The organism is Raskinella chloraquaticus (SeqCode) (assembly GCF_021731865.1).
Taxonomy (GTDB): domain Bacteria; phylum Pseudomonadota; class Alphaproteobacteria; order Rhizobiales; family UBA4765; genus Raskinella; species Raskinella chloraquaticus.
Map to the genome: position 1 here is coordinate 36562 of NZ_JAKFWN010000004.1, position 12966 is coordinate 49527.

The following is a 12966-nucleotide window of genomic DNA, read 5'->3' on the forward strand; positions in this document are numbered from 1 at the left end:
TCAGTCGTTGCGGTTACCAAAGAGCGACAGCATCATCTGGAACATGTTGATGAAGTTCAGATAAAGCGACAGCGCGCCGGCAATCGACAATTTCTGCACTTCGCCAAGCTCAAGCCCGTCGTAATAGGATTCCTTCAGGCGCTGGGTGTCGAAGGCGGTGAGGCCGGCGAACACCAGGATGCCGATGCAGGAAATGGCGAATTGCAGGGCCGAGGAGGCGAGGAACAGGTTGACCAAGCCGGCGATGACGATGCCGATCAGGCCCATGAACAGGAAATTGCCCATGCCGGTGAGGTCGCGCTTGGTGGTGTAGCCCCACAGCGACAGCGCGGCAAAGGAGGCGCCTGTCATGAAGAACACCTGAACAATCGACCCCAGCTTGTAGACGAGGAAGATGGTCCCCATCGACACGCCCATGACGCCGCAGAAGAGCCAGAACAATAACTGGAGCGTCGAGGTGCTGAAGCGCTCAAACCCGGCTGACAGGGCAAAAACAAAGCCCAGTGGCGCCAGCATCAATACCCATTTGAGCGGGCTGACGAAGACCAGGCGACCGAATTCGGTGAGATAGGTGTTCTGGCCGATGCGCGCCGCCGCCTGCGAGGCATCGCCTGTGACAGCCAGACTAGCGACAAGATAGGCGGCAAGGCCCGTCAAAGCCACGCCAAGCGCCATGTAGTTGAAGACGCCAAGCATGAAGCTGCGAAGGCCCTGGTCGACGGACATGTCCATCGAACGCGCATAGGGCGCGTAAACGGGACGATCGAAGTTTTGCATAGCAATACCCCTGTAATAGTGCCGGATCGTGACGATGACCCCGACACGGAAATCGATGAGCCCAATGCTCACCCCGACAATATGCCTACGACGAAAGTCTAGCGCAAGGGGGGTCGCCCATAAATTCGCAGCGGTGGTTAAGTGCGTTACCCTGATGCGAACAGGTCGTGGCCCTAGATCGCGCGAAGCAATCTGGCCGGCCGCTGTCGCAGCAGCGACCATGCGCCCGCCAGCCCGAAGGACAGGGTGACGGCAAGCGACAGCCCGGCAATCGCCATGGCCAGGCCGGCGGAGCCGACAAAATCGACTTTCATCACCTTGGTGACCACCATCCACGCCACGCCATGCCCGGCAAGAATGCCGATGGCCGCCGTCACCAGGCCAAGCAACAGAAATTCGACCGCAAGCGCCCCAACCAGCGTGAGCCGGGTCGCGCCCAGCGTCTTGAGAATGACCGCATCGAACAGGCGGGCGCGGTGGCTGGAGGCAATCGCCCCCGCCAGCACGAAGAGGCTGGCGATAATCGCCACGCTGGCCGCTCCACGCACCGCTATCGCCAGTTTGGCGACCAGATTATTGATTGTCTCAAGCGCTTCCTTGACGCGGATAACCGTAACGGCGGGAAAGGCCTCACCCACCTGCCGGAGCAAGACGGTTTCATCCGCAGCCTTCGTTGATCCCGGCAGCGTCAGCGTGGCAAGCTCGCTCATCGGCGCACCGCGAAAGGTGGCGGGCGAGAACATCATGACGAAATTGATGCCAAGCGTTTCCCATTGAACCGTCCGCGTATTGGCGATCTCGGCATCGATATTGCGCCCCAGCACATTGACCGTGACCTGGTCACCCACCTTGAGGCCAAGGCCGCGAGCGACCTTTTCCTCAAATGAGACCAGCGGCCGGCTTTCATCGGCCGACCACCATTTGCCATCAACCAGTCGCGCATTCTCCGGCAGCGTTTCAGCCGTCGTCAGGCCGCGATCACCCGAAAGCACCCAGGCAGCGTCCGCTGACGCCTTGACCGCTTCCGCCGGCACACCGTTAAGCGTGACGATCCGCCCGCGCAGCAGCGGAACGCTATCGCTCTTGCCGTCGGGCGCGGCTTTGGCAAGAAAGGCGCGGAAGGCTGGCAATTCGCTGCTGCGAATATCGAGAAAATAAAAGCTTGGTGCCCGCTCCGGCAGAGCAGCGGTGAGCTGACGGCGCAGATTACTGTCGATAAGGCCAAGCGCTACCAGCAGCGTCAGACCAAGACCGAGCGAGAGAACAACTGCGGCCGTTGGCGCGCCCGGCCGGTAAAGGCTGGTGAGAGCAAGCCGCACAGGGAGAAACGTGTACCGTGGCACGGCAGCTGCCAGCCACATCACGAGCCGGGCGGTGAGGCGCAGCACGACGAACGCCGCAATGGCCGCCGCTGCATAGATTGCCGGCACCCGCCAATCATCTGCCGTGAGGGTGGCAACCGCAATCACCGCTATCGTCGCCGCCAACGCTGCGAGAATATAAGCCGCACGCGGACGCACAGGCCCGCCCTGCCGGTCGTCGCGATATAACGACTGGACGGGCACGTCATGGGCTTCGCCAAGCGACCACACGGCAAAGGCAAAGGAAATCATCAGCCCATAAAAAGCAGCCAGAACGAGCCCTGAGGGATAAATGCCAAGCGTGACATTAAGTGGCAGAAGATCACCAAACACAGTGATCAGGGCAAAGGGCAGCGCCAGACCGATCACACAGCCAATTGCAATTCCAAGCCCCGCCACCATGCCGGCCTGAACGAGATAGGTGAGGGCGGCAAAACCTCCGCTTGCGCCCAGCGCTTTCAGTGTTGCAATCGCCGGGCGCCGCGCCGCGATCTGGGCGGCGACCGCATTGGCAACGCCCACGCCGCCGACCAGGAGAGCGGTGAGCCCGACCAGATCGAGAAACTGGGTGAACCGCGTGATGTTGGAAGCCAGTTGCTGCGAGGCATTGCCGCGGGTGCGCGCCTCCCATCCGGCGCTGGGGAAATGGGTGCGCGCCTCGTCGGCAAGCGCCTTTAACCTCGCAGCCGACGCCTGCGGCAGTGCGATGCGGTAGGTCCAGCGCACAAGGCTGCCCGGTTGCAGCAGCTGGCTTGCCCTGAGCGCGTCGGTCGAGACCATCACACGCGGACCAAATCCGATGCCGCCGGCAAGCTTGTCCGGCTCGCCATCAAGACGGGCACGGATCTGCAGGCTCAGCCCGCCGAGTGACAGACGCTCACCCACCGCAAGACCGAGCTTGTCGAGGAGAGCGGCTTCGGCAACCGCCCCGAAGGCGCCATCGCGAAACGCAAAAAGATCGCTTGGCGCTACCGGCGGCGCGGTGATCAGACGGCCCGCCAGCGGATAGGCGTCGTCGACCGCCTTCACCTCAGCAAGCGTCTGGCGCCCGTCGACCCTGGCCATTGCCCGCAGCGTCGCCTGACGGCTGACCGGCCCCAACCCGGCAAAATAGGCAAATTCATCGCCATCCGCCTCGCGATGGCTGAGCGACCACGAGACATCGCCACCAAGGATGCTTCTGCCCTCGCGCTGCAGGCTGTCATTGAGGCCGCGCGCAATGGTGTCGACCGTAACGATGGCTGCCACACCAACCGCGAGGCACCCGACAAACACCGTCAGCCCCTGAAAGCCGCCGCGCAGATCACGCAACGCCAGCCGTGCCGCCAGGGTCAGGCTTTGCCACATCGTCAAGCCCGTCACGCCGCCGCTCCGGCGGTACGATCGGCACTGTCGCTGTCGATGCGCCCTGCCCGTAACGTGATCTTCCGGTCACAGCGATTGGCGAGGTCGCCGTCATGGGTGACGAGAACGAGGGTCGTTCCTGTTTCCATTTGCCGGCGAAACAGCAGGTCAGCGACCTGGGTGCCATTCGCCTCATCGAGATTGCCGGTGGGCTCATCAGCCACCAGCAATGTCGGCGCCCCGATCAGCGCCCGGGCAATGGCCACACGCTGCTGTTCGCCGCCCGATAGCTGGGCCGGGTAGTGGGTGAGCCGCTCGCCAAGCCCGATCAGCGCCAATTCCTCGCGCGCCCGGGCAAACGCATCCGCCCTGCCGGCAAGCTCCAGCGGCACAGCCACATTTTCAAGCGCCGTCATGGTCGCAATGAGATGAAAGGACTGGAAAACAATCCCGATCCGCGCGCCACGAAACCGCGCCAGCCTGTCTTCGCCAAGCCGGGCGATATCCTCGCCGGCAACGATCACCTTTCCTGAATCAGGCGGCTCAAGCCCGGCCAGGACCGCAAGCAGGGTTGATTTTCCTGATCCCGACGGCCCCACCACGCCAAGCGAAGTACCGCCCTCGATATCAAGGGTGATCTCTTTGAGAACATGAACGCGCGCGGCGCCCTGACCAAGCGACAGGTCGACTTTTTCAAGGCGCGCTACACTTCCGTTCACCATCGACCTCACCTATCTTGGACCAGGCATCCCCATATGTGGATGAAATTGCGCAATGCCAATCCCTGTCGTTATACTGTTTTGTTGTAACACTGGATTGAGCGGGGCGGCGATGATGATCAGGGGACGTTCAAGACCATCATGAGGAGGATTGCCGCGTATCTTGCCCTCACGATCAGCCTTGCAGGCATTCTGGCAGCGCCAGTCGCATCGGCGGAGCGGACGCTCAGGCTGGTCGCGGTGGGCGACAGCCTGACAGCTGGCTACGGCCTGCCGGCGAAGGACAGTTTCCCTGCCCAGCTGGAAGCCTTGCTGCGCCAGCGTGGGCTCGACGTGCAGCTCATCAATGCCGGCGTGTCAGGCGATACAACGTCTGGAGGCCTGGCGCGCTTTGACTGGTCGGTCCCTGAGGGCACAGACGGGGTTATTCTTGAACTGGGAGCCAATGACGCCCTGCGCGGTCTTGACCCGGTAGCAGCCGAAAAAGCCCTTGATGTCATGCTTTCGCGTCTCCAGGAGCGCCGCATACCGGTCCTGCTCGCCGGCATGTACGCGCCGCGCAATCTGGGGCCGGAATATGTAACGGCATTCGATGCCATCTACCCGCGCCTGGCTGAAAAATACGGGACTGTTTTCTACCCCTTTTTTCTCGAAGGCATGATGGGTGTCCCCGCTCTGGACCTGGGTGACGGGCTTCATCCCAATGCCGAAGGGGTCAACGTGATCGCCCGTGGCATTCTGCCGAAGGTGGAAGAGTTGATCACCCGTATCCGCCAACGCTAGTCGTGCCTGCGGCAATTGCCCCATTGCCCGGCGCTAGCCCGCAGCGCTAGAAGCATTGTCATGAATGATCTCGCCGCCCCCTCCGGCCTCGCCGCCCTTGCCAATCCCAGCAAGTTTCTGGCACTTGCCGCGCGGCTGTTGCCCTGGCTGAGCGCAGCGACAGTGATCCTGCTGGTGAGCGGCCTCTACGCCGCTTTCTTCATCGCTCCGCCGGATTACCAGCAGGGCGAGACGGTACGCGTCATGTTCATCCACGTACCCAGCGCCTGGTTGTCTCTTGCCATCTACACGATGATGGCGATCGCCGCCCTCGGCACGCTGGTGTGGCGCCACCCGCTCGCTGATGTCACCATCAAGGCCGCCGCGCCGCTGGGAGCGGTTTTTGCACTCATCTGTCTGGTTACCGGCTCGCTGTGGGGCCGGCCGATGTGGGGCACGTGGTGGGTGTGGGATGCCCGCCTCACCTCCATGTTCGTGCTCTTTCTGATGTATGCGGGCATCATCGCTCTGGCGCAGGCGATCGAGGAACCGACCCGCGCCGGCAAAGCGGTGGCTATTCTGGTGCTGGTGGGGTTCGTCAACATTCCCATCGTCAAATTCTCGGTCGATTGGTGGAACACACTGCATCAGGGTGCCTCCGTGTTCCGCGCCGGCGGGCCGACGCTTGACCCGTCCATACTCTGGCCATTGCTCCTCATGGCGCTTGCCTTGTCATGCCTGTTTGCCGTCATGCAGCTTTTGGCCATGAAGGCCGAAATTGCCCGCCGCCGCGCCCGCACCCTTGCCATTCTGGCCGCCAGCCGGCCCGCCTCGCGCGCCACGATAGGCCGGTGATGATCGTGCTCTGGCCCCATGGCAGCTTCATCATCGCGGCCTATGCCTTCGCCGTGCTGGCGTTGATCGGACTTTTCGTCTGGATCCTCCTCGATTTGCGCCGCCAAACGCGGCTTGTCGTCAGGCTGGAGGCGGCCCGCACCATGCACACCGATGATTCGGCATCGCCCACCCCATGATCTCCTCACCCGGCCAACCGGTTGCACCTGAGCCCGCACGCGCGCGGCGCCTGCTGCTGATTTTGCCCCTGGCTGCCTTCTGTGCGTTGGCCTTGCTGTTTTTCCTCAAGATCACCGATAGCGGTAATCCCGCAACCCTGCCCTCGGCGCTGCGCGGCAGGCCCGTTCCCGACTTCGCGCTGCCATCCTTGGCGGGAAGCGAGCATCCCGGACTGAGCACTGCCGATGTCAAGGCGGGGCGCGTCAGCCTCGTCAATGTCTGGGCCTCGTGGTGCATCCCCTGTCGCGACGAGCATCCGATGCTGATGGCTCTCGCACAGAGCCCGGATTTCGACCTTTACGGCATCAACAACAAGGACAATGCCGAAACCGCTCGCCGCTTTCTCGGCCAGCTCGGCAATCCCTTCAAACGCATCGGCAGCGACAGCAATGGTCGCGTCTCCATCGACTGGGGGGTTTACGGCGTGCCCGAAACCTTTGTCGTCGACGGCACGGGTACCATCACGCTGCGCCATGTCGGGCCGCTGAGCCCGGATATCATCGACAAGGTCATTTTGCCGGCGATTGCGGCGGCCGCACAGCGATAGGCCCCGCAATTCTGGGGATTGTTTGCGGCATCGAACGCCGGCGCGGCTGAGATTCGAACCCTTATTTTTTCGACAGCAGCGGATTTGACACAAATCCGCATTCCCATCTCGTCTTGTGCCATCGCTACAGATTACTTTAAGGTCTTGATTATTAACGCAATGAGCGGAGAGCGGCGTGAACCCCCTGATTGTACCTGTGATCTTGTGCGGTGGTTCCGGCTCTCGCCTGTGGCCGGCCTCCCGCGAGGCTTACCCGAAGCAGCTTTTGTCGTTCGGGAATACAGGGTCGCTTTTCCAGCAGACCATCGCCCGGGTCACCGGGCCGGAATTTGCCCCGCCCGTCATCATTTCAAACAATGATTATCGGTTTCTGGTTGCCGAACAGATGCAGTCCGTTTCCTGCAAGGGGGATCTGATCCTCGAGCCGGCGCGCCGTGACAGCTGCGCCGCGATCGCCGCAGCAGCGATCTATGTCATGGCGCGTGATGCGGACGCTGTCCTTCTGGTTTTGGCAGCCGACCATGCGATTGCCGACACGGCCCATTTCGTTGATCACGTCTTGCGCGGCAGGATGGCGGCTGAGAGCGGACATCTTGTGACATTTGGGGTCACGCCGACCTCGCCATCCACCAGTTACGGCTATATCCGGCCAGGCCCCGCTTTGCCCGATATGGCGGGTATCAACAGGATAGACGCCTTTGTGGAGAAGCCGGATCGGGCAAAGGCACAACATTATATCGAAGCCGGATATCTGTGGAATACGGGCAATTTTCTGTTCACGGCCCAAGCTTTCCTGCGGGAATTGAAAGCCTATCAGCCCGTCATCTTCGAAACCGTCAGCAGGTCTGTACAATCAGCCACACGTGATCTCGATTTTATTCGGCTCGATAGCGCGTCTTTCATGGAAGCGCCGTCGATCTCCGTCGACTATGCCATTATGCAGGAAACAAAATCGGCAGCCGTCATTCAATCGGATTTCAACTGGTCTGATGTTGGCTCCTGGGACATGATATGGCAATTGTCTGAAAAAGATGAATATAATAATTCGATAGAAGGAAATGTCGTTTTACATAACACAAATAATTCATATGTACGATCGCAAAACATACTCACGACTGTAGTGGGGCTTAATGATGTTATTGTAATCACGACAAGAGACGCTGTTTTAGTAACATCACAGGGAAAATCCGAAGAGCTAAAAGGCCTGGTAGCGAAACTTGTAAAAAACAATCACTCTGAAGCACGCGATCATGTGCGCGTTTATCGCCCCTGGGGTGATTATGAACAGATTGATAAAGGAGCGCGCTATCAGGTCAAACGTATAACTGTAAAACCAAACGGTAAACTTTCATTACAGAGTCATAAACATCGATCTGAACATTGGGTTGTTGTTTCAGGATCGGCGCACATAAGTGTAGATGGAGTTGATAAAAAATTAGAAGAAAATGAATCGATCTATATTCCCTTGGGTTCAATACATAGGCTATATAATCCAGGTCCTGATAAACTTGAATTGATCGAAGTACAATCCGGAGATTATTTAGGTGAAGATGATATCATACGATATGAAGACATTTATAATCGAGTATAAATAACATTTATTTTCATGTGACATTTTTCTGATTTTAATCGTCTGTGACGTCTCATTCAGAACAAGGCCGGCGTGGGCGGGATGTGTTGACGAAGGCTGCAAGCCCCTGCGGCGGCCATCCCGTATGTGCGGTCGAACACCAGGATAAAGTCAGAATAAATAATTGATATCGTTAAAGTTTTCTCAACGCCACCCGATCAATCGAATGATCGGCGCCCTTGGTAAGGATGAGATCGGCGCGCTGGCGTGTCGGCAGGATGTTTTCCAGCAGGTTTGGCAGGTTGATGCGGCCCCACAGGCGGTTTGCCGCTTTCAGCGCCTCGCCCTCCGACATTTCGGCGTAACGGTGAAAATACGAGCGCGGATCACGAAAGGCCGTTTCACGCAGGCGCATGAAGCGCTCCACATACCAGTCGTGGATTTGCTCTTCATCGGCATCGACATAGATGGTGAAATCAAAGAAATCAGAGACGAAAGGCATCGTGCGCCCGCCATGAGCAGGGCGGGAATATTGCAGCACGTTGAGACCTTCGACGATGAGGATATCAGGGCGGTCGATCTCGCTCGTTTCCTCGGCAACGATGTCATAGAGGAGATGTGAATAGACCGGTGCCTTGACGTGGCGCTTGCCCGCCTTGATGTCGGAGAGGAAACGCAGGAGACGCTTGGTATCGTAGCTTTCGGGAAATCCCTTGCGCTCAAGACTGCTTTCAGCCCGCAGGACGTCGTTGGGGAACAGGAATCCATCCGTCGTCAGCAGATCGACCTTGGGCGTCGTTGGCCAGCGCGCCAGCAGCGCCTGCAACAGGCGCGACGTGGTCGACTTGCCAACCGCCACCGATCCGGCAAGGCCGATGAGATAGGGCACCTTGCCCTCATTGCCCTGATCGCCGAGAAAGCGGGCGGTTGCCGAGAATAATTGCTGGGTTGCGGCGACATAGAGCCACAGCAGGCGCGACAGCGGCAGATAAATCCGCTCCACCTCCTCGATCGAAATCTGGTCATTGACCGAGCGAAGCTTCTCCACCTCGGCCGCGCTCAGCGTCATCGGCGTATCAGCGCGCAATTGCGACCATTCCGCCGACGAGAATATGCGGTAGGGTGATAAATCATCGCCGGTGATCTGATCCATACGCTCTCCAGACGCCTCTGAACCTGGCGCAGTGCCCGCTTCAAGGTTGCTTGCGCGCCGCCTTTTCTTCAAGCCCGGATTGCACCATACGCCCTTCGATGAGGGCGCTGACTTCTGCCAATGTAATACCCTTGACCTGCATCATCACCAGCAGATGGTAGAGGAGATCGGCGATCTCGCCAACCAGCTCTGGTCGCTCCTCGGCAAGGGCGGCAATCACCACTTCGACCGCTTCTTCACCAAGTTTCTTGCAGATCTTGGGCAGGCCCTTGTCGATGAGCCGGCGCGTATAGGACTGCGCCCCGCCATCGCGCGCGCGCTCGGCAATGATCGCCGCCAGCCGGTCGAGACCATGCGCGGACATATCGCTTTGTGTGTTGACTACCAATTGCGTCATCGGCGACCCTCCATGAGGTGGCGCGACTCATCTAGACCACTGACGATGAATTCAACGCTCATGGTCGATTTTGTCAATGCGCACCGGCACACCATGCACGGCCAGATAGGCTTTCACCTGTCCTATGGTGAACGTGCCGAAGTGAAAAACCGATGCCGCCAGAACGGCCTGTGCATGGCCTTGCGTAAGCCCGAGAAGAAAATGGTCAAGCGCCCCGACACCACCCGACGCGACAACGGGGACGCTCACCGCATCGGCCACCTGTCGGGTAAGCTCAAGGTCAAACCCGCGGCCGGTACCATCGCGGTCCATCGACGTCAGGAGAATTTCACCGGCACCGAGCCTCGCGACCTCCCGGGCGAACGCCACCGCATCGCGCCCGGTGGCACGACGCCCGCCATGAGTGAAAATCTCATAGCGCGGTGCCGCATTGGCCGCCTGAACCGCGCGCGCATCGATGGCGACAACAATCGCCTGCGCACCGAATTTGTCTGCCGCCCGCCCGACAAGTGATGGATCGCGCACGGCGGCTGAGTTGATCGACACCTTGTCAGCCCCAGCCAGCATCAGATCGCGGATGTCGGAAAGCTCGCGTACCCCCCCGCCAACCGTCACCGGCATGAAACAGGCCTGGGCCGTTCGCTCGATCACATCAAGCAGCGCGCCGCGCCCCTCCTGGCTGGCCGTAATGTCAAGAAAGCACAGCTCATCCGCCCCCGCCGCATCATAGGCCCGGGCCGCTTCAACCGGGTCCCCGGCATCCACCAGATTGACGAAGTTGACGCCCTTGACGACGCGGCCATCCTTCACGTCGAGACAGGGGATAATGCGCTTCTTCAGCATCACGCAGCGCCTTTGCCAAGCCGCGCCAGGGCCTGGCGCGCCGCCAGCCGGCCATCATAGAGCGCCCGCCCGGCAATCGCCCCGGCAAGGCAGGCGTTTTCAGGCGCGCACAGCGCCTCGATGTCAGCCATGCCCGCAAGCCCGCCGGAAGCGATCACCGGGACCCTTGTTGTCGCCGCCAGCGCCCGTGTTGCCGCCAGATTGAGGCCCGTCAGCAGCCCGTCTCGGCCGATATCCGTGAAAATGATGGCACTCACCCCAACATCCGCGAAGCGCTGCGCCAGCTCCGTCGCGCTCAAGGCCGTTGTTTCCGCCCAGCCGGCGACCGCGACCATACCCTCCCTGGCATCGATGCCAACGACGATGCGCCCGGGATAAAGCTCGCAGGCCTTGATGACGAGCGCGGGGTCGCGGGCAGCCGCCGTGCCAAGAATGACACGGGTGACACCAGCCGACAGCCAGCCGGCGATGGCATCAAGATCACGGATGCCGCCGCCAAGCTGCACGTTGAGGCTGGTTGCCTTGATGATGGCATCAACAGCGGCGCGATTGACCGAGCGACCGGCGAAGGCGCCATCAAGATCAACCACATGGATCCATGAAAACCCGTCAGCAGCAAAGCTCGCCGCCTGCGCGGCCGGCGCGGTATTGAAGATAGTGGCACTCGCCATCTCGCCTTCTCTGAGACGTACACAATGGCCGCCTTTGAGATCGATAGCCGGAAAAAGGATCATGGGGCCCACTTGAGGAAATTTGCGAGGAGAGAAAGCCCCAGAACCTGACTTTTCTCGGGATGAAACTGGGTGCCAACCATGTTGTCACGCGCGATGATGGCGGTGATCGGCCCGCCATAATCAGCACTTGCCACGATGTCTTGCACCGCGCTGGGCAGAACGTGATAGCCATGGAGAAAATAAGCGTGATGCCCGTCCTCACCCAGTTTCAACCCGTCGAGCAGGGGGTGGGGGCGGTGCTGGCTCAGGGTGTTCCAGCCCATATGCGGAACCTTCAAGGTTGGATCGCCAGGCTTGATCGCCTCGCACGTGCCTCCGATCCAGCCAAGTCCCGGCGTCAGCCGCGCTTCCAACCCCACATCGACCAGAAGCTGCATGCCCACGCAGATGCCGAGAAACGGTCGCCCGCGCGCACGCACGCTTTCCTCAAGCGCCTGATCAAGGCCTGGAATCGCCAGCAGGTTTTCCCGGCAATCGGCGAACGCGCCATCACCTGGCAGGACAATGCGCTCAGCCTTCATGACGTCGTCAGGATCGCTGGTGACGCGAATGTCCAGCGATTGGCCAAGCGACCGGGCAGCCACCGCGAGCGCTTTTTCCGCCGAGCGCAGATTGCCGGCTCCATAATCGATGAGGGCGATACGCAAGGCTCAGCCTGTCATGCCGGCTTGGCTTGGCGGCGACAGCGTGAAATAGCGCTGCTCCGCTTCAATCCGGCTGTTGCCAACAACGCTGGCCACATGGAGAAAGCCGCGCCGGCGCAACGTGTCCTGGCGCAATGCGGCTGCCTCGAAGCCGAAGTAAAGACCAATGAGGAGCGAGGTTGCGAGCGCGATATTGCTGTCAACACCCAGAAAATATTCACCCGCTGCAAGGCAAGCGACCACCAGGACATAAACCACAAGCGGGCGCCAGACGCGGTAGACGACGAGCCAGACGAGCGGGGCAATAAATGCAAGGAACGAAAAACCTTCGCGGACAAAAACGAATTTTTCCGCCGACGGTGCAATCCCCAGAGGCGCATGCACAGTATAGATGCCCGGCCTCATGCGCCGATCCTGCCCTTGGTCGTCGGCAGGGTGTCGCCCAGCCGCGGATCACGCGCCACTGCGATCCGCAACGCGCGTGCTACCGATTTGAACGTCACCTCGGCAATATGGTGGGCATTGCTGCCGCGCACATTGTCGATGTGCAATGTGATCGCCGCATTCATGGCGAACGCCTGGAAGAATTCACGCACCAGCTCGCAGTCAAAACTGCCGATCTTGGCCGCCGGGAAGCTGACGTTGAAGACCAGAAACGGCCGGCCCGACACGTCGATGGCCGTGCGCGTGAGAGCTTCATCCATCGGCACCGAGGCTTCACCATAGCGCGTCAACCCGCGCATATCGCCCAGCGCCTGGCGCACCGCCTGCCCAAGCGCGATGCCGACATCCTCGACCGTATGGTGATCATCGATATGAAGATCACCCTTGGCGGTGATTTTGAGATCAAACCCGCCATGGCGCGCCAGCTGGTGAAGCATGTGGTCGAAAAAGCCGACCCCTGTCACCACTTCACACGCGCCCGCCCCATCGAGGTTCACCTCGACGCGGATATCGGTTTCTTTGGTCGTGCGGGTAATCGTTGCCTGCCGCATGGGTCTCACTCTGGACGTCTTTGTGTCCCTTTATCAGGCGCAGGCG

Annotated in this window: 15 protein-coding genes; 5 read left to right on the forward strand and 10 right to left on the reverse strand. The window is 60.3% G+C overall.

Going from position 1 to position 12966, the window contains the following annotated elements:
* The 3 genes from ACINK1_RS01755 to ACINK1_RS01765 all read right to left on the reverse strand — a co-directional run bounded on the left by ACINK1_RS01755 (position 1) and on the right by ACINK1_RS01765 (position 4204).
* The gene (locus tag ACINK1_RS01755; RefSeq protein WP_376801817.1) at positions 1–777 is read right to left on the reverse strand and encodes a Bax inhibitor-1/YccA family protein; all 777 of its coding nucleotides are present in this window, start codon (positions 775–777) and stop codon (positions 1–3) included.
* Positions 778–950: 173 nt separating this feature from the next.
* Entirely contained in the window at positions 951–3500 is a 2550-nt protein-coding gene (locus ACINK1_RS01760) for an ABC transporter permease (protein WP_376801789.1), read from the reverse strand.
* Positions 3497–4204 (reverse strand): ABC transporter ATP-binding protein, encoded by a 708-nt coding sequence (locus ACINK1_RS01765; protein ID WP_376801788.1) that lies wholly within the window; start codon positions 4202–4204, stop codon positions 3497–3499. Before ACINK1_RS01765 ends, ACINK1_RS01760 begins: the two co-directional genes overlap by 4 nt.
* 138 nt (positions 4205–4342) lie before the next feature.
* On the opposite strand from ACINK1_RS01765, the gene ACINK1_RS01770 reads away from it, so the two are divergent.
* The 5 genes from ACINK1_RS01770 to ACINK1_RS01790 all read left to right on the forward strand — a co-directional run bounded on the left by ACINK1_RS01770 (position 4343) and on the right by ACINK1_RS01790 (position 8175).
* Complete coding sequence (locus ACINK1_RS01770) at positions 4343–4984, forward strand: arylesterase (protein WP_376801787.1); 642 nt, start codon at positions 4343–4345, stop codon at positions 4982–4984.
* Positions 4985–5044: 60 nt separating this feature from the next.
* Positions 5045–5818 (forward strand): heme ABC transporter permease, encoded by a 774-nt coding sequence (locus ACINK1_RS01775; protein ID WP_376801786.1) that lies wholly within the window; start codon positions 5045–5047, stop codon positions 5816–5818.
* On the forward strand, positions 5818–5997 hold the full coding sequence (gene ccmD / locus ACINK1_RS01780) for a heme exporter protein CcmD (RefSeq protein WP_395759957.1): 180 nt from the start codon (positions 5818–5820) through the stop codon (positions 5995–5997). Before ACINK1_RS01775 ends, ccmD begins: the two co-directional genes overlap by 1 nt.
* Positions 5994–6584: a DsbE family thiol:disulfide interchange protein gene (locus tag ACINK1_RS01785; RefSeq protein WP_376801785.1), complete on the forward strand. Its 591-nt coding sequence runs from the start codon at positions 5994–5996 to the stop codon at positions 6582–6584. The genes ccmD and ACINK1_RS01785 overlap by 4 nt, the downstream gene beginning before the upstream one ends.
* Before the next feature lie 175 nt (positions 6585–6759).
* A complete protein-coding gene (locus tag ACINK1_RS01790; protein ID WP_376801784.1) occupies positions 6760–8175 on the forward strand; it encodes a mannose-1-phosphate guanylyltransferase/mannose-6-phosphate isomerase in 1416 nt (471 codons plus the stop codon).
* Between the two features lie 172 nt (positions 8176–8347).
* Here ACINK1_RS01790 and coaA read toward each other — a convergent pair whose 3' ends face one another.
* The 7 genes from coaA to hisB all read right to left on the reverse strand — a co-directional run bounded on the left by coaA (position 8348) and on the right by hisB (position 12920).
* Positions 8348–9307 (reverse strand): type I pantothenate kinase, encoded by a 960-nt coding sequence (coaA, locus tag ACINK1_RS01795; RefSeq protein ID WP_376801783.1) that lies wholly within the window; start codon positions 9305–9307, stop codon positions 8348–8350.
* A 40-nt stretch (positions 9308–9347) separates the two neighbouring features.
* Positions 9348–9671: a phosphoribosyl-ATP diphosphatase gene (locus ACINK1_RS01800; RefSeq protein WP_376801815.1), complete on the reverse strand. Its 324-nt coding sequence runs from the start codon at positions 9669–9671 to the stop codon at positions 9348–9350.
* Positions 9672–9755: 84 nt separating this feature from the next.
* On the reverse strand, positions 9756–10547 hold the full coding sequence (gene hisF / locus ACINK1_RS01805) for an imidazole glycerol phosphate synthase subunit HisF (RefSeq protein WP_376801782.1): 792 nt from the start codon (positions 10545–10547) through the stop codon (positions 9756–9758).
* Positions 10547–11281, reverse strand: a complete 735-nt coding sequence (hisA, locus tag ACINK1_RS01810; RefSeq protein ID WP_376801781.1) for a 1-(5-phosphoribosyl)-5-[(5-phosphoribosylamino)methylideneamino]imidazole-4-carboxamide isomerase — start codon at positions 11279–11281, stop codon at positions 10547–10549. The genes hisF and hisA overlap by 1 nt, the downstream gene beginning before the upstream one ends.
* Positions 11278–11928: an imidazole glycerol phosphate synthase subunit HisH gene (hisH, locus tag ACINK1_RS01815; protein WP_376801780.1), complete on the reverse strand. Its 651-nt coding sequence runs from the start codon at positions 11926–11928 to the stop codon at positions 11278–11280. Before hisH ends, hisA begins: the two co-directional genes overlap by 4 nt.
* A 3-nt stretch (positions 11929–11931) precedes the next feature.
* Positions 11932–12330: a DUF2628 domain-containing protein gene (locus ACINK1_RS01820; protein WP_376801779.1), complete on the reverse strand. Its 399-nt coding sequence runs from the start codon at positions 12328–12330 to the stop codon at positions 11932–11934.
* The gene (hisB, locus tag ACINK1_RS01825) at positions 12327–12920 is read right to left on the reverse strand and encodes an imidazoleglycerol-phosphate dehydratase HisB (RefSeq protein WP_376801778.1); all 594 of its coding nucleotides are present in this window, start codon (positions 12918–12920) and stop codon (positions 12327–12329) included. The genes ACINK1_RS01820 and hisB overlap by 4 nt, the downstream gene beginning before the upstream one ends.
* Positions 12921–12966: the final 46 nt, after the last annotated feature.

Bases quoted from the DNA above. Each gene is read 5' to 3' on its own strand.
- hisF (WP_376801782.1), bottom strand. From the start codon at position 10,547: ATGCTGAAGAAGCGCATTATCCCCTGTCTCGACGTGAAGGATGGCCGC.
- ACINK1_RS01770 (WP_376801787.1), top strand. From the start codon at position 4,343: ATGAGGAGGATTGCCGCGTATCTTGCCCTCACGATCAGCCTTGCAGGC.
- hisB (WP_376801778.1), bottom strand. From the start codon at position 12,920: ATGCGGCAGGCAACGATTACCCGCACGACCAAAGAAACCGATATCCGC.
- hisA (WP_376801781.1), bottom strand. From the start codon at position 11,281: ATGATCCTTTTTCCGGCTATCGATCTCAAAGGCGGCCATTGTGTACGT.
- ACINK1_RS01785 (WP_376801785.1), top strand. From the start codon at position 5,994: ATGATCTCCTCACCCGGCCAACCGGTTGCACCTGAGCCCGCACGCGCG.
- ACINK1_RS01820 (WP_376801779.1), bottom strand. From the start codon at position 12,330: ATGAGGCCGGGCATCTATACTGTGCATGCGCCTCTGGGGATTGCACCG.
- ACINK1_RS01755 (WP_376801817.1), bottom strand. From the start codon at position 777: ATGCAAAACTTCGATCGTCCCGTTTACGCGCCCTATGCGCGTTCGATG.
- coaA (WP_376801783.1), bottom strand. From the start codon at position 9,307: ATGGATCAGATCACCGGCGATGATTTATCACCCTACCGCATATTCTCG.
- ACINK1_RS01800 (WP_376801815.1), bottom strand. From the start codon at position 9,671: ATGTCCGCGCATGGTCTCGACCGGCTGGCGGCGATCATTGCCGAGCGC.
- ccmD (WP_395759957.1), top strand. From the start codon at position 5,818: ATGATCGTGCTCTGGCCCCATGGCAGCTTCATCATCGCGGCCTATGCC.
- ACINK1_RS01765 (WP_376801788.1), bottom strand. From the start codon at position 4,204: ATGGTGAACGGAAGTGTAGCGCGCCTTGAAAAAGTCGACCTGTCGCTT.
- ACINK1_RS01775 (WP_376801786.1), top strand. From the start codon at position 5,045: ATGAATGATCTCGCCGCCCCCTCCGGCCTCGCCGCCCTTGCCAATCCC.